A 21,144-nucleotide genomic window follows, 5' to 3' on the forward strand; every position below is an offset into this window, starting at 1 on the left:
ATCTCTCTTAAATATTGTCTACTGACTGCCCAGTAAGAACTTTTTTAATTGATGCATCCATTCTGCGTGCGGCAAAATCGCTGCTGGCGTTATCCATTTTTTCAATCGCGGTTTTAATCTCGTTTGGTTGCTGCGCATTCTCACGCACTTTTACCAACTCTGCAATTTCAGCTCGTAAATATGCTAGTTGCGCTTCGTCAAGTAAACCACTGTCACTCGCAAGTGATGCCTCTAGTGCTTCAATTACACGTAGTGCTTCTACTTGTTGCTCTTTGAGCATACGCGCTTGCATATCGCCTTTAGCGTTGCTCATTGACTCTTTTAGCATATTAGAGACTTGGTCGTCTGATAAACCAAATGACGGTTTAACTTGAATATCTGCTTGTACGCCTGTCGATTTTTCCATTGCCGATACGCTAAGTAAACCATCGGCGTCTACTTTAAACGTAACCCGAATATGTGCAGCACCCGCAGTCATTGGCGGAATACCTTTTAAACTAAACTTAGCAAGAGAGCGACAATCGTCTACCAATTCGCGCTCACCTTGTAGTACGTGCAACGACATGGCTGTTTGGCCATCTTTAAAAGTAGTAAACTCTTGGGCACGTGCTACTGGAATAGTGGTATTACGTGGAATAATTTTTTCCACCAAGCCACCCATAGTTTCAAGACCTAGCGATAGTGGTAATACATCAAGTAACAACATATCTGAATCAGGTTTATTACCTATTAACACGTCTGCTTGCAACGCAGCACCTAGCGCTACAACGCGATCGGGATCAATTGACGTTAATGCTTCTTTATTAAAAAACTCACTAACTTGGCTGCGTACTAATGGCATGCGAGTAGAGCCACCCACCATAATTACTTGCAGCACTTCTTCGTTCTCAATACCAGCATCTTTTACAGCACGGCGACAAGAACGAAGCGTTTTTTTAACGAGTGGTATCGCAAGCTCGTCAAGTTTTTCGCGGGTCACTTCAACCATGTGTTTCTCATCATCAAACTCAAGCCCAACATTAACAGTTGAGTATTGGCTTAATGCTTCTTTACAGGCTTTAGCTTTATTAATAAATAAGCGCAGTACCGCTGGAGATAAAGTGGTTACACCCGTTTGCTGCTTTAAGTAATCAACAATCAGTGAGTCAAAGTCATCGCCGCCTAGGCTTGAGTCGCCACCGGTAGCTAATACTTCAAATACACCTTGGTGCAAGCGCAAAATTGATATATCGAAGGTGCCACCGCCTAAATCGTAAACAGCAATAATACCTTCTTGACCCGAGTCTAAACCATAAGCAACAGCGGCTGCCGTTGGCTCGTTTAATAATCGCAGTACGTTAATACCTGCAAGTTCAGCGGCATCTTTTGTACTTTGGCGCTGAGCGTCATCAAAGTATGCCGGTACAGTAATAACTGCACCTAATATTTCTTGATTACCAAAGCTTTGTTCTGCACGGGCTTTTAATGCAGCTAAAATATGGCTAGATGCTTTAACTGGGCTGATTTTTCCAGCAGCTGTTTCTATGGCAAGTGCACCATCGTGCTGACAAAATTGATACGGTAGTTGCCCATAGCTTTGTTCTATTTCTGCTTGGGTTTTACCTAAAAAGCGCTTAACTGAAATTAGCGTATTAACGGGATCTTGCGTTGCTGATTTTACAGCTTCGCTGCCTACAGTGATCCCACCCGCCTGATAGCGCACTACCGAAGGAAGCATTGCTTCACCTAAGTCATCTGTTAAGGTGCGTGCTTCGCCACTTTGTACCGTGGCTACCAATGAGTTAGTTGTACCTAGGTCAATACCTATGGCTAGTTTATGTTCATGTGGTGCCGCGCTCTGCCCCGGCTCAGCAATTTGCAATAATGCCATAATATTTTTTAAACTCGCTTTACCTTGCTTTATAAATTAGCAAGTTAGGTGATTAGTCATCAAATAAACTGTCTTCAATACGCTCTAGTTCGTCACGTAGTTTATAAACAAATTTTAGTTTACGAACATTATCTGCAGCAGCTTGGTATTGCTGCTCGTCGTTACTTGCTAATTGCTGTGCAAGTTGTGCACTGTATTGTTCGTTAAGTTGCTTGATTTGCTTTTCAAAATTAGCGATTGCAGTGTCAGGATCGCTCGCTGACGTTAGCTCTTCTAACTCTTCGCGAAGTTCCATTTGCTGCATTAAAAATGCCGGATCTTGCAAGGTTTGTTGCTCAGCACGAATATCGACACCCAACTCACTTAACATATATTCGGCACGCTTTACTGGGTGCTTTAATATTTGTAGTGCGTCGTTAATTTCTGCGGCGCTTTGCACGGCCATTAATTTATCGCGACTGCTGGCGTTGGCATGGCGATCGGGGTGCACTGCACGCTGTAGCTCTAAGTAGTGCTTGTTAACTATTACTAAATCAATATTGTAGTCAACTGGTATTGCAAATAACTCAAAATAGCGCATAACTTCAACCAATAATATTCAGAAATTAATTTCAAAAATAACAAAGCCCTACGTTTATTGGCAGGGCTTGTTTTATACCCAAGTAACTTAGGTATTCAAAACACGTTTAAATTTAAACGGTAAAGCTTTCGCCACAACCACACTCGTCAGCTTGATTAGGGTTAGTAAATTTAAACCCTTCATTCAAGCCTTCTTTAGTGTAATCGAGCTGCGTGCCGTCAATGTAAACTAAGCTTTTAGCATCAACAATTAAGGTAACGCCTTTTGCTACAAATGTTTCGTCGTCGTCGTTTAGCTCGTCAACAAACTCAAGTACATAGGCAAGACCTGAACAGCCCGTCGTTTTAATGCCAACGCGCAGGCCTAAACCTTTACCGCGATTTGCTAAAAATGATTGTACGCGGTTTGCTGCCGCATCTGTCAATGTCACTGCCATGGAACTCTCTTACTTCGCTTGTTTACTTTTATAATTTGCAATTGCTGCTTGAATTGCATCTTCGGCTAAAATTGAACAGTGAATTTTCACTGGTGGTAACTCTAGCTCTGCACTTATATCAGTATTTTTAATAGTCGCTGCTTGCTCTAGTGTTTTGCCTTTAACCCACTCTGTTACCAGTGAAGATGAAGCAATTGCACTACCACAACCATACGTTTTAAATTTTGCATCTTCGATAATACCATCGGCAGATACTTTAATTTGTAACTTCATTACGTCACCACATGCTGGTGCGCCTACCATACCCGTTGCCACTGACGGATCATTTTTGTCTAAAACACCTACGTTACGTGGGTTTTCTACGTGGTCGATTACTTTATCACTGTAAGCCATAATTCTATCCTCACTACCTGCTAGGTATGTACTCGCACTATTATTAGTGGTGAGCCCATTCAACTGAATCTAAATCAATACCTTCTTGATGCATCTCCCAAAGTGGAGACATTTCACGTAGGCGACCGATAGAGTTTTTCATTAATTCAACGGTGTAATCAATCTCTTCTTCGGTGGTAAAACGACCAATACTAAAACGAATTGAGCTATGTGCTAATTCGTCGTTACGGCCAAGTGCACGTAAAACATAAGAAGGCTCTAAGCTTGCTGACGTACAGGCTGAACCTGACGATACTGCAATGTCTTTTACTGCCATTAGTAACGACTCACCTTCAACAAAGTTAAAGCTGATATTTACAATGCCTGGTACTGATTGGTCTTGTGTACCGTTAAAGTACACTTCTTCCATATCACTCATAATACCGTCAATTAAGCGCTTACGTAGGGCGCTTATATGTGCATGGTCTTTTTCGAAATCTTGCTTAGCAACTCTAAACGCTGTACCCATACCCACTAACTGATGCGTAGCAAGTGTGCCAGAGCGCATACCACGTTCGTGGCCGCCACCGTGCATTTGTGCTTCTAGGCGAGCGCGCGGTTTACGACGAACGTAAAGTGCACCAACACCTTTAGGACCATATACTTTGTGGCCTGAGAATGACATAAAATCAACTTTAAGCTGTTGTACGTCAATTAATACTTTACCTGCGCTTTGCGCTGCATCTACGTGGAACATAATTTTGCGTTCGCGACACATTTCGCCAATAGTAGCGATATCTTGAATTACACCTAGCTCGTTATTAACATGCATGATGCTTACAAGTACGGTATCGTCACGCATAGTGTCGGCAAGTTTTTGTAAATCAAGTAGGCCGTTTTCTTCAACGTCCATATAGGTTACTTCAAAACCTTGACGCTCAAGCTCACGACACGTGTCGATTACAGCTTTGTGCTCAGTTTTAGCGGTAATAATATGCTTACCTTTCTTTTTGTAAAACTGTGCTGCGCCTTTTATTGCTAGGTTATTTGATTCAGTTGCACCCGAAGTGAAAACAATTTCACGTGGGTCTGCATTAATTAAATCAGCAACATCGGTACGTGCTTGATCGACCACTTCTTCAGCTTGCCAACCAAACCTATGTGAACGTGACGCAGGATTTCCAAAATTACCGTCCATTGTCAGGCATTGCATCATTTCTTTGGCAACACGTTCGTCAACAGGCGTGGTTGCTGCGTAATCTAAATAAATCGGTAACTTCATTTCTCTCTCCGCTGCAGGTCAACCTTAAAGTTGACAGCTTACTTGAATATTTTCCAACTGCTTAATTGCATCATTAACACTGTTATCTTGGCGTAATGCGATTTCTTTCACATCAGATTTCTCTACCAATTCAGCAAGGGTAATATTATCTAAAAATTCTTCTATTCGTGCGCTTAATTCTGACCACAAATTGTGAGTTAAACAGCGCATACCACTTTGGCAACCTATATCACTTTTTTGGCAACGTGTTGCATCAACTGACTCATCTACTGCATTTATCACATCACCAACAGAAATAGCGTCCGCTTTACGCCCCAATAAATAACCACCGCCAGGGCCGCGAACAGAACTTACCAAACCGTTTTTACGTAAACGGGCAAACAACTGTTCAAGGTAAGACAAAGAAATTTCTTGTCGCTGTGAAATATCAGCAAGGGCAACAGGACCTACACCTGTGTGCAGTGCAACATCCAGCATAGCTGTAACGGCATACCTGCCTTTTGATGTTAACTTCATAACGCCCTCCGCACAAAAGAGTGCAAATTTTAATTACCAGAGTAAATTAGTCAAGTATTAAAACTTAAAACCAGTTCTTAGCTAAACACGTAATACCTGAGTGTTTTACTCAAGTATTACGTCCTATTGTAATTACCTGAGTAATTTAGTCAAGTATTAGCGCGTTATTTAATCGTAGCTTGTTATAACTAATTGCTATAACCATTATTATTTAGGTATCGACTTATTTATAGAGGTTAAAATACCACGTAAAATGTTCATTTCAGCATCTTCAGGGCGAGCACGATTAAACATACGACGTAACTTGGTCATAACCATGCCTGGGTGCTGCTTAATGATAAACCCAGTATTAAACAGTGTCTCTTCAAGATGCCCGTAAAATAACTCAGTTTGTTTTGAGCTAGGGTAAACGGTGTCATCTTCTTCGGCTATTTTAGGTTGCTGATTTAAAAACGCCATTCGCGTTTCGTAGCATAATGTCTGCACTGCCATAGCTAAATTAAGCGAGCTGTACTCTGGATTTGCCGGAATACATACATGATAATTGCAAAGCTGTAATTCATCGTTGCTCAAGCCGCTATTTTCACGACCAAACACCAAAGCAACCGGGCCATTAACTGCTTCGCTTACTAGCTTTTCACCACATTCACGTGGTTCAACCATAGGCCAAGATAGTGTGCGAGAGCGCGCACTCGTGCCAATAGTTAACGCGCAATCGGCAATTGCATCAGCAACAGTATCAACAATCACAGCATTACCTAAAACATCACTTGCTCCAGCGGCTAATGCACTGGCATGGCTGTCGATTTCACACGCTGGGTCGACTAAATAAAGCTTTGATAAGCCCATGGTTTTCATGGCGCGAGCCGCCGAGCCAATATTACCTGAGTGTGATGTGTTAACTAAAACAACGCGAATATCATCTAAGATCATTGCTGTGCTACTTTGTTTGCTGCAAAAAATTGCGCAAATTCTACCATGTAATTAAAAACACGGCTACGATAAGCGCAGCCGTGAATAGGGTTCAGCTCAAAATATAAACCATGTTTAGGTTTATATACCAGCTTATTTAAAGCACACACTTAGTGATCGCAAGCCAACATCCTTTGCTTATGTCCAAACACTGCGCTGCTTTTATCTTTTATTAAATCAAATAGCAGTACTTAAGCTGTTCCGCCTACTGTTAACTTGTCTATTTTCAAACTAGGTTGACCCACCCCAACAGGGACGCTTTGGCCGTCTTTACCGCACACGCCAACGCCTTTATCAAGCGCAAGGTCGTTACCTACCATAGATATTTGCTGCATTACTTCTGGGCCGTTACCTATTAAGGTTGCGCCTTTAATTGGTTGGGTAATTTTACCGTTTTCGATTAAATAGGCTTCTGATGCGCTAAATACAAATTTACCTGACGTTATATCAACTTGTCCGCCACCAAAATTAGGCGCAAACACGCCTTTTTTAACACTACTGATAATATCTGCTTGGCTGTGCTCACCGCCTAACATGTAAGTGTTGGTCATGCGTGGCATAGGTAAATGTGCGTACGATTCACGACGTGCGTTACCCGTTGGGCTAACGCCCATTAGGCGCGCGTTCATTTTATCTTGCATGTAGCCTTTTAAAATACCGTTTTCGATAAGTACGTTATAGGCCGCAGGTGTGCCTTCGTCGTCTACGTTAAGTGAGCCACGACGATCAGCCATAGTGCCATCATCAACCACAGTACATAGCTCAGACGCTACTTTTTGCCCTACTTTTCCGTTAAACGCCGATGCGCCTTTACGGTTAAAGTCGCCCTCTAGGCCGTGGCCTACGGCTTCGTGTAATAATACACCTGGCCAGCCATTTCCTAGCACCACTTCCATGGTTCCGGCTGGCGCATCAATGGCTTCTAGGTTTACCTTTGCTTGGCGTACTGCCTCTTCTGCAAACTCCATCCAACGTGGTTTACCCTCTACTAACTCTTTAAAATAACCATAATCTAAACGCGCACCACCACCGGCTCCACCGCGTTCACGACGACCATTTTTCTCAAGTAGTACTGAACAATTTAAACGAATAAGTGGGCGAATATCGGTGGCAAAAGTACCGTCGCTAGCGGCAATAAGTACTTCTTCGTACACGGCCGACATTGAACTTATTACTTGCTCTGCGTCGGGTGCTAGTTCACGAATATAGTTTTCAAGCTCTCGTAACAAATTTACTTTATCAGTATCGCTCATACTTGAAATTGGCTGATGCGGGGCAAACTGCTGCTTTGCAGTTACATCGCTAAATACTTGAATTGATTTATTTTCACCGGCCTCGGCAATACTACGCGCTGCAGTTGCGGCTTTATTAAGTGCTTCAAGGGTGATTGCATCTGAGTACGAAAAACCGGTTTTTTCGCCGCTTACTGCGCGTACACCTACGCCTCGTTCAACATTGTATGAACCTTCTTTTACTAAGCCGTCTTCAAGTACCCATGATTCATGGTGACTTGATTGAAAGTATAAATCAGCGTAATCCACCTTATGTTGATGAATGTAGGCGAGCGTTTTTTCGAGTTCTTCTCGATTTAGCTGGCTGTCGTGTAATAAATGCTGTTCAACCGTATTCATAATAAATGCTCTCTAAATCGTTGATGAGATTGCACTGGCATATCTCGTCGAATTTTGTGTAATTGCTTTAAATCTAACGTGGCGCTTATAAAACCTGTGCCCGTGGGCAACTCACTTAATGTATTTCCCCAAGGGGACAAAATTATACTGTGGCCATAGGTTTGGCGGCCATTTTCATGTGCTCCATATTGCGCTGCAGCAATCACATAACATTGTGTTTCTATTGCACGAGCCGCCAATAAAGGTTGCCAATGGGCTTGTCCGGTCACTACCGTAAAGGCGCTAGGGACTAATATAATTTCTGCACCTTGGCGTACAAGTTGAGTATATAAAGTACTAAAACGCAGATCATAACATACTGTTAAGCCTATTTTACCAAAGGGAGAGTCGACAACAACAACTTCATTTCCTGCTTGAGTAAAGTCTGATTCTCGATAGCTGGCTGTTGAATCATCAACTGTTACATCAAATAAATGCATTTTATTGTAGCTGGCAACGAGTTCACCTTGGGCATTAAATAAGTGCGACGCGGCGTAATATTTATTGTCGTTATAAGGTTCTGGCATAGTACCAGCGCTTAACCAAATATTATGCAATTGGCACAGCTCGCTTAACTGCTGCTTATAACGCTCTGCATGCTTAGCCACTTTTAAGGTATCGTTACCCGATTTACTAAACACTAAAAAGGCTTCAGGCAAGCACACTAATAGTGGCCTTGTAGTGGGTAATTGTTGTAACTGATTAACTAGCGTTTGTATGTTTTGCTCAGGATCAACCCCAGAGCACATTTGCAGAGCAATAATTGTCGGAATTGCTTCACTCATAAGGTAGCACTCATTAGCTATTTCTCATTGGCTATTTCTCATTGGGTAACGCTCACCTCAGCGTCTTTTAGTTTAAGCTTTGTTGCTGCTTGAGGCTGATTTTGCGCCGCTTGTGGTAGCGTTACTTCACGACTTTTACGGTCAAGTTCTTGTACTTGCGGGTCATTCATTTTACCGGTTACTTTAAAGTTTATTTCGGAAATAACGCGCGCCGAGTGAATCACTTTATCTATAGCAAGCGCAGCAAGGCCGGTAACGGGGTTAACCATCCAAGCTACTATTATAGGTATGCTGGAGGTTACTTGCGGCGCAACCGCTAGGTCGTAGTCTATTTCTAGGGTATTTAAATTAGCATAACCTTTAATGGTTAAGTCGGCTGGTACGCCATCCATTTTAGTATCTTGAGTGTAGGCAATGCCTTTATCAAGCTGCATTGTGCCTTGCATGCTGTTATAAAAAAAACCTTTGGAAAACACATCTCTAAAATCGAGTTTTAATTTACGCACTAGTGAATCTAGGCTCAGTAACGAGAACACCCGCGCGCCACCATCACTTACCTCGGTTAAATGTCCTTCGCCTAAACGCCAATCAATATTGCCCGAAAGACTTGCTACATCAAGGTTATACGGGGCTGCTTGCCATGCAAGATTATAGTTAATGGTTGCGTTTGAATCTTTAATTGCGGTGGTTAAGTCAAACTCATTAAATAATGCGCCTATATCCTCACTTTTAAGCTCACCGCTGAGTTGCGTTTGGCCATTTTGCCACTGCCCATGGGTGCGTAAAATATGATCGTTCTTATCAACCACTAACTCAGAAATAACAAGCCGTTTACCATCCCCCAATAAAGACGCGCTTACTTTACCTAACTGATACTGACTCACCTTACAATCGCCACATTCAAATTCTATTGCGGGTAGCTGAGTAAGCCAGCTTACGTCATCGGCTGTTTCTGTGCTTGCAACTGGCTTAACATTTGTTGGTTCAATAAAGTTAACCCTTAAATAATCGCTATTAATTCGAATCGGCTGGCTGGCTTGCGAGATAGGAATTAGCACCCCTGCACGCAATTCTTTAGCATTTAACTTTAGGTATAAATCGTTTTGGGTAGGTGCTAAGCGCATTTCAAAGTCATTAAATTGCACGTCACTAATATTAAGTTTTTCTATATTAGCAAGTACTTCATGCAGTGGTGGCATAACACTAGCTGATGCTTGCTCTGAGCCTTGCTTAGATACATTTATAATTTGCTCAATTAACTCTAGCCACGGAAGCAAATCGGTTTGTGGTAAATTAATACTAACCGCTAAATCTTTTTTATTAAGCCCTAAATCATTTTTACCGATAACAAAATGAGCATTATTAAAGTGGGTGTTGGCGTTATCTAAAATGGCGTTAAAATAAAATAGCTGCTTTATATTAGCGGTAATTAAGTTAGATATATTATCGCCTTGAATAACTGCATTGAGTGGCCATGGTTGCTCGCTGCTTTTAGCATAGTCACCCGGTAAAGTACTGCTTAAACCAATTAATGACGAGGTTACTTGCGCACGATAATCAAACCCTTGTTCGGTAAAGTTAAGCACTAAACCAATATCGGCTGCACTTTTCCCGCTAAGGTAGTTTTTTAATAACCCTTGGCCGCTCGCAATAAGAGTCTCGGCATCTAGCTGCGCTTTTATGTTTATATTGGCGCGATAATCTTGCTCAATACTTTTGCTGTCATAGTTAATATTGAGTGGCATGCCCAACCATGTTGCAGTGGCATTAGTGAGGGTTATTTCATTGTTTTTAAAATGCAGCTCGCCGTTTAAGTTATCCAGTTCAATGCCTGGAGTCGCAATATAAACAGGTAAGTCTATTAAATTTACTTTGCCGCTCACACTTGCACCATTAGCAAATTTAGAACCAATTAACAGCTCTATATCTGCACTAGCTTCGCCTTTACCTTGCACAATTTTAAAAATTTCAGCAAGCGGGCTGGCAAGTGGCGTGGCCGCAAAAAAGTCGTGCATTTTTTCAAGCTCGGCTTGCTTATCTATTTTAACTACTAGCTCATCGGCATGCATTAAATCGCTAATGCTAACGCGTACACTACTACCCACAGCTAAATTTACTAACTTGCCTTGCTGGCTATAAATATCCATGCGCTCGTTGGCAAAATGTAACTGGGCGCTGGCGTTAGTAACTGCAGGCCAGTCGGGATCAAACTGATAAGTGGCGTTATCTATTTGTGCTAACACATCAAACTGCCCAGAGCCGTCACTAAATGGAAAGCCTGTTAGCGGGCCTGCAAAAAGCACTTGTGCTTTTGACACTTCACCGCCTTTTATAGCGCCATTTAAATAGCTAACTAATTCAGGGCTCATCGCTTTTAAAGGAAAATAATGCCCAGCAATACTCGCGTCGGGTGCAAATGCTTCGGCGTATAAATCTAAACGCGGTTCGTCGCCTAAGCTAAGCTGCATTTCTGCAGCAAAGGTTACTTCATCATTATTAAACCAAATATTGTCACTACTAATGTGCCAAGCATTACTGCGCTTGGCTAAATTGAGCTCTATATTTAATTGCTCATAATCTATATTTTGGCTAAAACTATCACCGGTAATTAGGCTGTTATTTTCACCAAACAGGGTAATTCGCCCGTATTGCTGATTAACCAGAGCACTAACTCGCAGTTCTTGTGCGGCAGGTATTGCGTGCTGCTCTTGCCAGCCAATATTATCGGCTTCAAACCACAGCTGCCATTGCTCACTATGGGTATAGTCTAAGTAAGCTTGCTTTATTTGCCCACTAGGTTGGCGCTGTAAAAATGGCGTTAGGTTATTAAAGTTAGTCAGCTCGGCTAAATCGCTAAGTAGCGCTATATCAACTTGCTGTAACCAAATTTTATTTTGCTTACCCAGCAGTGCCTCAAACTCTAAACTCGGCCAGCTTTTATCATTACTATTAAACGCTAACCCCGTGCTTTTCAACCGCCAGCTTTTTTGTTCAGGAAATAAATGAAATCCCCCTTCGCTTAGGCTCAGCTGTTGTTTTTCTCCAGCCAACTCCCAACGTGCAAAACTAGGTAACCACTGTACTTTAACATCACTCACTAAACCTTGATTAAGCTCTAACCAAGCTTGTAAGTTTATGTTGCTGTGCAGTTGCTGTTTTTCGGTATTAATATATTGCGCTAACCAGTTAGATACATCTACCTCATTAGCTTGCACATACATGTCGCCTGCCATTTTTTCAATAGTATCGCCTTTGAGTGCAATTCGCGCATCAAAACTTCCCACCGAAATACCCGGTAATGCTAAGCTACCGCTACCTAAGTGTTGCTTATTTTGATTTTGCCAAACAATATTCTCTAACAGTAACTTACGCTCAGTACCGTCTTCTAAAATAAAGTTAATGCTGGAGTTTTCTATTGCGAAGTGGCCTGTGTCACCCAAAAATAGCTCTTCTATTAGCTCTTTTTGCTCAAACGACACTTCGCCTTCATTTTTGGCAAATAAATTAGCTACTTTAATACTGGTATGAAAGCCATTTATTACAAAGTAGTTTGACTTTAATTGCAGCGTTTTTAAGCTTTCCCACAAGTTAAGCTCTAAACTGGTTTTAGCTATAGTGAGTGCAATAGGTGCAGTTTGGTTGTCTTTAAATGATAGGTTTTCGAGCACTAGAGCAGGCCCGCTACCTTGCCAACTTGCTGAAATAGAGCCGATTGATAAACTAATATCAAACTTGGTATGTAGGTAGTTTTCTATATTATCTTTATAGTCGTTTGCATAAGGTAGGGTATATTTTAAAATAGAAACAGTCACGGCCAGTAACACTAAAATTATGGCACACGTTTGCCATAACTTTCTAAAACAAAAAAAACAGACCGCTTTTGCTTTCATTACATCATTACCACATCAAACTGCTCTTGGCTGTATAAACTCTCAACTTGAATATTGACCTGTTTACCAATAAATAGTTCTAACTCAGCTAAGTTATGATATTCATCGTTTAGTAATGCTTCACATACCGCTGGCGCGGCATAAACCACAAACTTATCTGCATCGTAAGCACGATTAACCCTCACTATTTCGCGCAGTAATTCGTAGCACACTGTTTCTACTGTTTTTTGTGAACCACGACCAGAACACGCAGGACAAACATCACATAATATATGTTCTAAGCTTTCGCGGGTGCGCTTACGGGTCATTTCTACTAAACCTAATGCCGACAAGCCATTAATATTAGCTTTAGCACGATCTTTTGCTAATGCCGATTCGAGCGAATGCATTACGCGGCGTTTATGATCTTCACTTACCATATCGATAAAATCGATAATAATAATACCGCCTAAATTACGCAGCCTAAGCTGGCGCGCAATAGCAGAAGTTGCTTCAACATTGGTATTAAAAATGGTTTCTTCTAAATTACGATGACCAACAAATGCACCAGTATTAACATCAACCGTGGTCATCGCTTCGGTTTGATCGATAATTAAATAGCCACCCGATTTAAGGGTTACTTTACGATGCAGCGCTTTTTGTATTTCGTTTTCAACATCAAACAAATCAAAAATGGGGCGCTCACCCGGATAATATTCAAGCACTTGCGACAAAATTGGCACAAACTCTTCGGTAAATAATTTAAGCTCTTGGTAGGTTAGTTTAGAGTCAACCCTAATGCGTTCCATGTCTTCGCCCACATAGTCACGTAGCGTTCTAAAAGCAAGGGTTAAGTCTTCATGTAAGATACTGGCTTTACTGGTTTTTTTACGGCGTGACACCACTTTTTGCCACAATTTTTGTAAAAATGCAGCATCGTGCCTTAATTCGGCTTCGCTTGCGCCTTCTGCGGCGGTTCGCACAATAAAGCTGCCGTTTTCATCGCTGTATTCAGCAACGATTTTTTTTAATCTGCCACGCTCTTCTTCTGTTTCTATGCGCTGGCTTACGCCAACGTGGGTGGCGTCGGGCATAAACACTAAATAGCGAGAAGGTATGGTAATGTCGGTAGTTAAACGTGCGCCTTTAGTGCCCAGTGGATCTTTTACCACTTGCACCATAATATATTGCCCTTGGCGAACTAACTCACGAATATCTTGTACTTTTTTTATCGGGGTATCGTCAACACCTTCAACAATAGAGGCGCTATTTACAATATCTGAGGCGTGTAAGAATGCAGCTTTTTCAAGGCCTATATCAACAAAGGCGGCTTGCATGCCGGGTAAAACACGGCTAATTTTTCCTAAGTAAATATTACCAACAATCCCTAAATTGCCAATTCGCTCTAATTGTATTTCTTGTAGAACACCGTTTTCTATTAGGGCAACACGGCTTTCACTTGGCGTGACATTAATTAGTAATTCTATACTCATGCTAGCCTCTTAAGAATGTTTGTAATAATTGTTCGGTCTCGTATAAAGGTAAGCCTACTACAGCAAAATAGCTACCCGAAATATGAGTAACAAATCGACCGCCTAAGCCTTGAATGCCATATCCTCCTGCTTTATCTTGTGGCTCGCCACTTTGCCAGTAGGTATGTATTTCATCATCGCTGAGGGTTTTAAAAGTAACATTAGTACTTACTACGCAGCTAAGCACCTTATCTGTTGTTGCAAAAGCAACCGCGGTTAATACCTGGTGAGTATTGCCCGACAAGCGCTTTAATGTATGGGTAAAGTCATTTTCATCACAAGGCTTACCTAGCGATTGATTGTCAATAACCACTACGGTATCGCTGCCTAGCACTGGGCGATCGGTATAACCAAGTGCTACACCCGACTGCGCCTTTAAACGCGCTAAGCGCTCTACATAATCATAAGGTGGTTCATTGGGGAGTTGGCTCTCGTCGGCATCAACACTAAACTGTGTAAATTCGATTCCTAGTTGCGTTAAAAGCTCTTTACGGCGAGGCGAGGCAGATGCCAAATATACGGCGTTGGTCATTATCTGATCCTAAAATGTCTACGGTATTTACGCAGTAATAAAAACACCCATACCCAACTCAACATACCTGTAAGCACAGGCCATAAGTATTGCGGGCTAAAGTACACACCCAATAAAAAGTGATTTAGCCAAAACTGCATTAAGTGATAGAGAGTTAAAAATAAGCCAATTAATAAGCTTTGTTGCCATAGCGAAAAGTTACGGATTTTTTGAAAATTACTGGCGGTAACAAAAATACAGATTGAATAAGTAAGTGAATTAACCCCTAGCGGCGAACCAGAAGCTAAATCTATTAATAAGCCTACAATCCATGCGGTTCCTATATTTAAACGATGTGGCACAGCAAGTGACCAATACATTAATACCAATAGCACCCAGTCAGGACGAAAGGGTTCAAACGAAAACGGTAACGGCATCAAAGCCATTACTAACGCAAAAAAAATGCTCAGTGCAATTAACAACGAATAACGATTAATCATCGCTAACCTGCTCCTGTTGATTTCGCCACAGCACTACTAATAATCTAATACGATCTAGCTGCGCTATGGGTTCTGCATAAACTTGTGCAAACGGCTGGCCTTCATCGCGATTTATTTCAGTAACTACGGCAACGGGGTAGCCCTCCGGAAAGATGCCTCCAAGACCTGAGGTCACTAATACATCGCCAATACGTACATCTAGGCTATGCGGTACATGAGAGAGCTTAACAACATTAATTTTACCTATGCCTTCAACCACTGTACGCACATCGTTACGTAAAATACGTACCGGCGTAGCGTGGGTAGTGTCGGTCATTAATAACACGCGCGAGGTGGTTGAGCCTATTTTGGTAAGCTGCCCTACTACACCCATATCATCAATTACGGCTTGGCTTTCGCTAAGTCCATTGGTGGTTCCTCGGTTTATAACAACTTGATGGCTATACGGGTTTGAATGAACTGACAGTACTTGCGCAATAATTTTACGATTTGACGGTTTAGCCGATGAGCCTAATAAGGCGCGCAATTTTTGATTCTCTCTGCTCAAAAACTGGTATTGCTGTAGCTGCTCGCTTTGCAGCATTTGCTTTTTTTTCAGCGCTTCATTTTCGGTAAGTAATTGATCGCGGGTATGTAAGCTTTTTGCACCAAAGCTAAATACTTCGTAGGGTAAATTAGCCACATAAATTAATGGGCTAACCAGTGTATTTAAACTAGTACGAACGTTTGTTCCACCTTCGGTGTACTTATCGCCAATAATCAGTATGACACTCAAAAGCACTGCGACAAAGAGTCGCAGTTGCAAGGAAACGGTTTGTGCAAACATTGATTTCATTAGTCGTAACTAAATACATCACCGCCGTGCACGTCTATCATTTCAAGCGCTTTACCACCACCACGGGCAACACATGTAAGCGGATCATCAGCAACCACAACTGGAATACCAGTCTCTTCCATTAATAAACGATCTAAATCTTTTAGTAATGCACCACCACCGGTTAACACCATACCGTGCGCTGAAATATCTGACGCTAGCTCTGGCGGTGATTGCTCAAGGGCAACCATTACAGCACTAACAATTCCCATTAATGGCTCTTGTAGCGCTTCAAGAATTTCGTGCGAGTTTAATATAAATGAGCGCGGTACGCCTTCGGCTAAATTACGGCCACGCACTTCAATTTCGATTGGTTCATCGGTTTTAAAAGCAGAACCAATTTGATGCTTAATATTTTCAGCAGTAGCTTCGCCTATCAGGCTACCAAAGTTACGACGCACATAATTAATAATTGCCTCGTCAAACTTATCGCCACCAATACGTACCGACGAGGAGTAAACTACGCCGTTTAACGAAATAATAGCCACTTCGGTAGTACCGCCACCAATATCAACAACCATAGAACCTGTGGCTTCTGATACCGGTAAACCTGCACCAATTGCCGCAGCCATTGGCTCTTCAATTAAATACACTTCGCGAGCACCCGCTCCCATTGCAGATTCACGTATTGCACGTTTTTCTACTTGGGTTGCACCACAAGGCACACATATAAGTACACGTGGACTTGGACGCATAAAGTTATTGTTATGCACTTGCTTAATAAAATGCTGTAACATTTTTTCGGTAACATAAAAATCGGCAATTACGCCGTCTTTCATTGGTCGAATAGCTTTAATGTTACCAGGCGTACGGCCTAACATCTGCTTTGCTTCAGTACCTACTGAAGCAACGCTTTTAGGCCCACCAGCACGCTCTTGACGAATAGCAACCACTGATGGTTCGTTAAGTACTATGCCTTCTTCTTTTACATAAATGAGGGTATTGGCTGTACCCAAGTCGATCGATAGATCGTTTGAAAAAATACCACGGAGTTTTTTAAACATGAGGCTGGATGACCTTTGAAATACGTTCTTATTTAAGCTGCTTTCACTTTAATACGCTAATATAATGAGCGATATTAAGCACAGCTGCCTTTGTAATTTAGTTAAAAAAGGAAGCAAAGCTTCCTATTTATCGTTCGCGAACTAAGCGAAAACCTATGTAGTTAGCTCTAAAGTCGGGCGCTAATATTAATCGCGTTGAGGCACGTGCAAGGCTAGGCGCAAAATTCCACGCTCCACCTCTAACCGCAACATCCGACTCACCCGAGTTTTTGTTAGTCCATTCCCATACATTGCCTACGGTATCGTATAAACCAAATGCATTAGGAGAAAATGATCCTACCGGTGCAGCACTCTTGTTTGACCATTGACTACCACACCAGCCACAATTCGCTAAATTTTTACCAATATCGTTACCCCAAGGGTATTCTGTTTGACTACCTGCGCGTGCAGCGTATTCCCACTCAACCTCATTAGGTAAACGAAACTGTTGACCTGTTTGCCCTGACAACCAATCAGCATACGCTTTAGCGTCGCTATAAGTTAAACAAACAGCCGGAAAATCACTTGTTTGCTCAAACCCAGGATTACGCCAATTTAAATTAGCTTCCCATACGGGTTCGCCATTTAAATAATAGGCGCAGCCTTTACCTTGCTCAGCTTGTGTTTTGTAGCCTGTATTAGCAGCAAACTGCTCATACTCACCTACTGTCACTTCTTTGCTTTGCATAGCAAAAGAGTTGGCAATTACTTTTTCAATAACTGGGCGCTCATTGGCTAAACCATTGCCATTAATATCGCCCATTTTAAATTTACCTGCCGGAATAACAACTACCGAAGTTTTTACATTAGCGTTTAATACACTAATGTTGTCGCTAACTTTACGAGTTGTTTGCTCTGGTTGCTCACGCGTGTATGTCGGTGCAGCAATCGACTCTGACTTTTTTACTAAATTGGCATGCACGGTTTGTGCTTTATTTAAATCAACACGTACCTGATAAGGTTTATAACCAAGCTTGCGCACTTCAATATTGTGCACACCTCGCGGTAAGCGGGTTACTAAGCGGGTTGAGCCAAAGCTAACCCCATCAATAAACACTTCGTCGTCGTATACGTTTGAGCGTAGCGTTAATTCTACTGCTTGGTTTTTATCGTTATTAGCAATAACCGAGTTGTTTGTTACCATAGGCTTTACTGCATAACCACGCACTGGTTGCTCGTTTAAACGAGCCGCCGAAACGTTGCCATTATCCGCGTGCTTACTGAATGTTAACTGACTATCTGAAAAAGTTGTGCTGTAAGTAGGCTGATATGTTGCCGCCATGGGCGTGCCGTATTCAGAGCAGTAGCGGTTATCAATGCTTAATAAGTTACATAAACGGCTACTGTTAACTTCACCACGCATAGTAACGCTTAAATTAACGTTATAATTGCCTTGGCCACTAAATGCACTTTTTACCACATGACTACTTAAAATTTGTACCTGAGCACCGGCCAAATTACGTTTGGGTTCAACTAAACGCTCTTCAGTTAAGTTAGCAAATATTTGGTCAACAAAACGCTTAGTCGCTTTTTGTAACCCCATTTGCTGTCCGCGTTGCTCACACGCTGCAAGTGTTTCGGTACGCTTACAATTAATTGTGTGATTAACCTCTAACGTGCCTTCGCGGGTAAATTCGTTACGTAAACGCTCTACTCTGGCGGTAGTTAACTGCTCTTTTAAGCTCTCTAAAGTGTTTAAAAGCGTGTGTTTAGCCACACGAATTTGCTCAATGTCTTTACGGTGGGATGCAATTGCCGCCAACTGCATAGAAATATCATCTTTATTTTGCTTGTGATCGGCCACAGCTTTTTGATAACGCGCCTGAGCAGCGGTTATATCAATGCTAGGATCATCAATTAAACGACGGTACATTTCATTCATCGCGTCGAGTGCTTGGTTTTTTTCTTTATCTAACTCGGTTGAACGTGAACGCAAAAGTTGCAACTGGGTTTGCAGTTGGCTTTCTTCTTTTAAATGTTTATCAAGTATTGTTGTAGATTTGTCATAGTCGATCTGTTTTGTACTAATCTCAGATTCAATTCCAGTTACTGTTGCTGTGTCTTGTGCAAATGCACTACTAGCCAACAAACTAGCTGAAATTAACAGAGATAAAGGAGTAATTCGCATATATTCAGTCCCAAAAAGCGGCAATTATTTGGTCGTTATTATTTTTCTAAAATAAAGCCTTATGCTATGTACTTGAAGCACAAAACACAAGCTTTGTTCAATTATTATCTAAGTTTACAACTATTCACGTGTTTCACGCCAGTAAATAACCCGATCATTCCCTCGAAAGTGGCCAAATTGTCACGGCTAGCGCATTTTAATCCCAGACTCTAGCAGGGTTGAGCGGTAATCATCGTCTAGCCCTGCCATTTTCTTTTTCCTCGCCATACTTGCTGACTTAGATGCATCTTGTTTAAAAAGCGCCATGGCTATCTTTCGCATTACATTAAACATTAATGGCCCTTGAAGTTTGCGTATTCTCGATTCATCTTCTCTGAAGTTCATATCAAGCATCCAATGCATGCTTTCAACCTGCCAGTGACTGCGTACCGCATTGAGTGCTTGCGCTGCATTTAAGTCTAATGAACTTATATACCAGCGTGTTTCAGTGGTATCCGACCCTGCCGACTTATCATGAACTTCAGCCCTGACCTTAATAATACTCGTTAAGCCAGGCCAACGATAATCCTTGCCTAGCCAGCTTTTATCTATAAGTAACTGCTGGCATGTACGTGTTTCAACACGCCCATGTCCTGAGCTTATTTCGGTATGTTCATCACAATTATGCTTAGTTAACCTTTCACGCTCGCACTTGTGCCACCACGCTTCTAGTTCCTTTTGCATGCCTGAATGATTTCCTTTAAGTGCAAGAATATAATCTGCTTTTTGTTGGATGATTTGTTTTGCTATTTCTTGTTGGCATCCCATCGCATCTAACGTAATGATACTGTTTTCAATATCGAGCAGGGTGAGTAATTCTGGTATTGCGGTGATTTCATTTGTTTTATTATCAACAGCCGTCTGCCCAAGCACTAACTGGTGTTGGCAACTCCATGCACTGACCGTGTGTAAGGCACTTTTTCTGTCTTTTGTGGTAAATGAACGCCGTGCGGTTTTGCCATCGATAGCGATGATATCTGCACCTGTAGTTTCAATCAGTGATGATATCCAAGATTGAAATGCCCTTTCTATTTCATTTGCTTTTAACCGACACATGACGCGACTCGAATTCAAGTATTAAGTGCAATAATTAACGCGCCACAGCATTAGCATATTTTGCAGTAATACTGGATCACGCCTTACACGTAAGGACTTTTGATAAAAGTTAATCCGGGTTTTCATATCACAGACTCCGGCTCAGTTAATTGATAAGCCGCACCCAATGCGTAGTAATATTGCGTTTCTAATTGCTGTGCTAGGTCTAGGGTTGGTTTAAAATCAATCACTTTAACTTGTAAAAACTCAGCCAACTCTGCTCTAAGTGTTAGTGACGTCAAATCGTCACACTGTAGCTGAATACTGCGAATAGGTGGCTGCTTCAACTGGCTCTCAAAAAAGTCCATAGAACGCTGAATTTCAAGTCCAAATGCCTCTACCAACTCTTGGCTTTGATCTTTATCTGACATACCCAGTAAGCCATTTAAACGCCGAGTAAGTAATAGCTACCCATCGCGAATAATTAAAATACGTGGCTCAAAGCTGGCATGCTGCACAATGAGCATGTGGGCGTCTTTACTCGTGCCGAGTAGAGTTACAAGAGTCATTTCCTCTGATGTCATAGTCCGTAAAAGAGGCTTTACCTGCTTAAAACTATCTATAAACGGCAATAACTGCAGCTTACTGGTAATAAACACGTTCATTTTTTTACTTTGCATCGGCAATGTAATTGGATAATCAATAAAATCAGCAACAATATTTTCAGGATCAATATCGACTAGATCTTTCGTTGTCCACGGTAGCGATTGAATGATCTCTTCATCACTTAGTGCGGGTTTTTCTATTTGTACAATTTGATAAAGAGAATGAGGAATAACTAAGTTCACTGCGCACACATCACTACTAACCTGTTGCGTACATAGCGTAATTGCAGCAGTATAGTCATGTTTTTCAGTGATCTCTACACTGTGATATTTGTGTATTTTCCAGTGTCCATACTGTTTTTTTAAACAGACTGCATTAACGGTATTAGCATATGTTGCTACACCCACAACTGTATTTTTATCTAAACTACGCTTGAACAAGGAAAACAGTGAAAACAGTTTTCTTTTCATATAGCTACTATTATTATTAGTCGATGTACTAACTGCCGTACATTTTCATTACTT

The 21,144-nt window shown here is 41.6% G+C and carries 18 protein-coding genes and 1 pseudogene; all 19 read right to left on the reverse strand.

Features of this window, described 5'->3' with window-relative positions; all coding sequences use genetic code 11:
• Positions 1–7: 7 nt before the first annotated feature.
• The 19 genes and pseudogenes from hscA to RB215_RS13090 all read right to left on the reverse strand — a co-directional run bounded on the left by hscA (position 8) and on the right by RB215_RS13090 (position 21,090).
• Complete coding sequence (hscA, locus tag RB215_RS13000; protein WP_011329312.1) at positions 8–1,870, reverse strand: Fe-S protein assembly chaperone HscA; 1,863 nt, start codon at positions 1,868–1,870, stop codon at positions 8–10.
• A 52-nt stretch (positions 1,871–1,922) separates the two neighbouring features.
• Positions 1,923–2,450 (reverse strand): co-chaperone HscB, encoded by a 528-nt coding sequence (gene hscB, locus RB215_RS13005; protein WP_041454584.1) that lies wholly within the window; start codon positions 2,448–2,450, stop codon positions 1,923–1,925.
• Positions 2,451–2,562: 112 nt separating this feature from the next.
• On the reverse strand, positions 2,563–2,886 hold the full coding sequence (iscA, locus tag RB215_RS13010; protein ID WP_011329314.1) for an iron-sulfur cluster assembly protein IscA: 324 nt from the start codon (positions 2,884–2,886) through the stop codon (positions 2,563–2,565).
• 9 nt (positions 2,887–2,895) lie between these two features.
• Positions 2,896–3,279 (reverse strand): Fe-S cluster assembly scaffold IscU, encoded by a 384-nt coding sequence (gene iscU, locus RB215_RS13015; RefSeq protein WP_011329315.1) that lies wholly within the window; start codon positions 3,277–3,279, stop codon positions 2,896–2,898.
• A 43-nt stretch (positions 3,280–3,322) separates the two neighbouring features.
• Positions 3,323–4,540, reverse strand: coding sequence for an IscS subfamily cysteine desulfurase (locus RB215_RS13020; protein WP_011329316.1), 1,218 nt, complete (start codon positions 4,538–4,540; stop codon positions 3,323–3,325).
• A 24-nt stretch (positions 4,541–4,564) separates the two neighbouring features.
• Positions 4,565–5,056 (reverse strand): Fe-S cluster assembly transcriptional regulator IscR, encoded by a 492-nt coding sequence (gene iscR / locus RB215_RS13025; RefSeq protein WP_011329317.1) that lies wholly within the window; start codon positions 5,054–5,056, stop codon positions 4,565–4,567.
• A gap of 207 nt (positions 5,057–5,263) precedes the next feature.
• The gene (trmJ, locus tag RB215_RS13030; RefSeq protein ID WP_011329318.1) at positions 5,264–5,989 is read right to left on the reverse strand and encodes a tRNA (cytosine(32)/uridine(32)-2'-O)-methyltransferase TrmJ; all 726 of its coding nucleotides are present in this window, start codon (positions 5,987–5,989) and stop codon (positions 5,264–5,266) included.
• 230 nt (positions 5,990–6,219) lie between these two features.
• Positions 6,220–7,659, reverse strand: a complete 1,440-nt coding sequence (gene tldD / locus RB215_RS13035) for a metalloprotease TldD (protein ID WP_309216526.1) — start codon at positions 7,657–7,659, stop codon at positions 6,220–6,222.
• Positions 7,656–8,483 (reverse strand): carbon-nitrogen hydrolase family protein, encoded by an 828-nt coding sequence (locus RB215_RS13040; protein ID WP_309216528.1) that lies wholly within the window; start codon positions 8,481–8,483, stop codon positions 7,656–7,658. The genes tldD and RB215_RS13040 overlap by 4 nt, the downstream gene beginning before the upstream one ends.
• Before the next feature lie 38 nt (positions 8,484–8,521).
• Positions 8,522–12,373, reverse strand: coding sequence for a YhdP family protein (locus tag RB215_RS13045; protein WP_182676583.1), 3,852 nt, complete (start codon positions 12,371–12,373; stop codon positions 8,522–8,524).
• A complete protein-coding gene (gene rng, locus RB215_RS13050) occupies positions 12,373–13,845 on the reverse strand; it encodes a ribonuclease G (RefSeq protein ID WP_011329323.1) in 1,473 nt (490 codons plus the stop codon). Before rng ends, RB215_RS13045 begins: the two co-directional genes overlap by 1 nt.
• Position 13,846: 1 nt before the next feature.
• A complete protein-coding gene (locus tag RB215_RS13055) occupies positions 13,847–14,416 on the reverse strand; it encodes a nucleoside triphosphate pyrophosphatase (protein WP_182676584.1) in 570 nt (189 codons plus the stop codon).
• Positions 14,416–14,895, reverse strand: a complete 480-nt coding sequence (mreD, locus tag RB215_RS13060; RefSeq protein WP_089368784.1) for a rod shape-determining protein MreD — start codon at positions 14,893–14,895, stop codon at positions 14,416–14,418. The genes RB215_RS13055 and mreD overlap by 1 nt, the downstream gene beginning before the upstream one ends.
• Entirely contained in the window at positions 14,888–15,730 is an 843-nt protein-coding gene (gene mreC, locus RB215_RS13065; RefSeq protein WP_182676586.1) for a rod shape-determining protein MreC, read from the reverse strand. The genes mreD and mreC overlap by 8 nt, the downstream gene beginning before the upstream one ends.
• Positions 15,730–16,773, reverse strand: coding sequence for a rod shape-determining protein (locus tag RB215_RS13070; RefSeq protein WP_011329327.1), 1,044 nt, complete (start codon positions 16,771–16,773; stop codon positions 15,730–15,732). The genes mreC and RB215_RS13070 overlap by 1 nt, the downstream gene beginning before the upstream one ends.
• A gap of 127 nt (positions 16,774–16,900) precedes the next feature.
• A complete protein-coding gene (locus tag RB215_RS13075; RefSeq protein ID WP_182676588.1) occupies positions 16,901–18,940 on the reverse strand; it encodes a formylglycine-generating enzyme family protein in 2,040 nt (679 codons plus the stop codon).
• 186 nt (positions 18,941–19,126) lie between these two features.
• Positions 19,127–20,044 (reverse strand): annotated as a pseudogene (locus tag RB215_RS13080) (ISAs1 family transposase); the annotation flags it as partial.
• 113 nt (positions 20,045–20,157) lie between these two features.
• Entirely contained in the window at positions 20,158–20,445 is a 288-nt protein-coding gene (locus RB215_RS13085) for a hypothetical protein (protein ID WP_309216529.1), read from the reverse strand.
• Between the two features lie 36 nt (positions 20,446–20,481).
• Complete coding sequence (locus tag RB215_RS13090; protein WP_309216530.1) at positions 20,482–21,090, reverse strand: hypothetical protein; 609 nt, start codon at positions 21,088–21,090, stop codon at positions 20,482–20,484.
• Positions 21,091–21,144: the final 54 nt, after the last annotated feature.

Source organism: Pseudoalteromonas sp. HL-AS2, assembly GCF_031198805.1.
GTDB classification, from domain to species: domain Bacteria; phylum Pseudomonadota; class Gammaproteobacteria; order Enterobacterales; family Alteromonadaceae; genus Pseudoalteromonas; species Pseudoalteromonas nigrifaciens.

Bases quoted from the DNA above. Each gene is read 5' to 3' on its own strand.
- RB215_RS13085 (WP_309216529.1), bottom strand. From the start codon at position 20,445: ATGTCAGATAAAGATCAAAGCCAAGAGTTGGTAGAGGCATTTGGACTT.
- mreD (WP_089368784.1), bottom strand. From the start codon at position 14,895: ATGATTAATCGTTATTCGTTGTTAATTGCACTGAGCATTTTTTTTGCG.
- mreC (WP_182676586.1), bottom strand. From the start codon at position 15,730: ATGAAATCAATGTTTGCACAAACCGTTTCCTTGCAACTGCGACTCTTT.
- RB215_RS13075 (WP_182676588.1), bottom strand. From the start codon at position 18,940: ATGCGAATTACTCCTTTATCTCTGTTAATTTCAGCTAGTTTGTTGGCT.
- RB215_RS13070 (WP_011329327.1), bottom strand. From the start codon at position 16,773: ATGTTTAAAAAACTCCGTGGTATTTTTTCAAACGATCTATCGATCGAC.
- trmJ (WP_011329318.1), bottom strand. From the start codon at position 5,989: ATGATCTTAGATGATATTCGCGTTGTTTTAGTTAACACATCACACTCA.
- iscR (WP_011329317.1), bottom strand. From the start codon at position 5,056: ATGAAGTTAACATCAAAAGGCAGGTATGCCGTTACAGCTATGCTGGAT.
- RB215_RS13090 (WP_309216530.1), bottom strand. From the start codon at position 21,090: ATGAAAAGAAAACTGTTTTCACTGTTTTCCTTGTTCAAGCGTAGTTTA.
- tldD (WP_309216526.1), bottom strand. From the start codon at position 7,659: ATGAATACGGTTGAACAGCATTTATTACACGACAGCCAGCTAAATCGA.
- rng (WP_011329323.1), bottom strand. From the start codon at position 13,845: ATGAGTATAGAATTACTAATTAATGTCACGCCAAGTGAAAGCCGTGTT.
- hscB (WP_041454584.1), bottom strand. From the start codon at position 2,450: ATGCGCTATTTTGAGTTATTTGCAATACCAGTTGACTACAATATTGAT.
- hscA (WP_011329312.1), bottom strand. From the start codon at position 1,870: ATGGCATTATTGCAAATTGCTGAGCCGGGGCAGAGCGCGGCACCACAT.
- RB215_RS13040 (WP_309216528.1), bottom strand. From the start codon at position 8,483: ATGAGTGAAGCAATTCCGACAATTATTGCTCTGCAAATGTGCTCTGGG.
- iscU (WP_011329315.1), bottom strand. From the start codon at position 3,279: ATGGCTTACAGTGATAAAGTAATCGACCACGTAGAAAACCCACGTAAC.
- iscA (WP_011329314.1), bottom strand. From the start codon at position 2,886: ATGGCAGTGACATTGACAGATGCGGCAGCAAACCGCGTACAATCATTT.
- RB215_RS13020 (WP_011329316.1), bottom strand. From the start codon at position 4,540: ATGAAGTTACCGATTTATTTAGATTACGCAGCAACCACGCCTGTTGAC.
- RB215_RS13045 (WP_182676583.1), bottom strand. From the start codon at position 12,373: ATGAAAGCAAAAGCGGTCTGTTTTTTTTGTTTTAGAAAGTTATGGCAA.
- RB215_RS13055 (WP_182676584.1), bottom strand. From the start codon at position 14,416: ATGACCAACGCCGTATATTTGGCATCTGCCTCGCCTCGCCGTAAAGAG.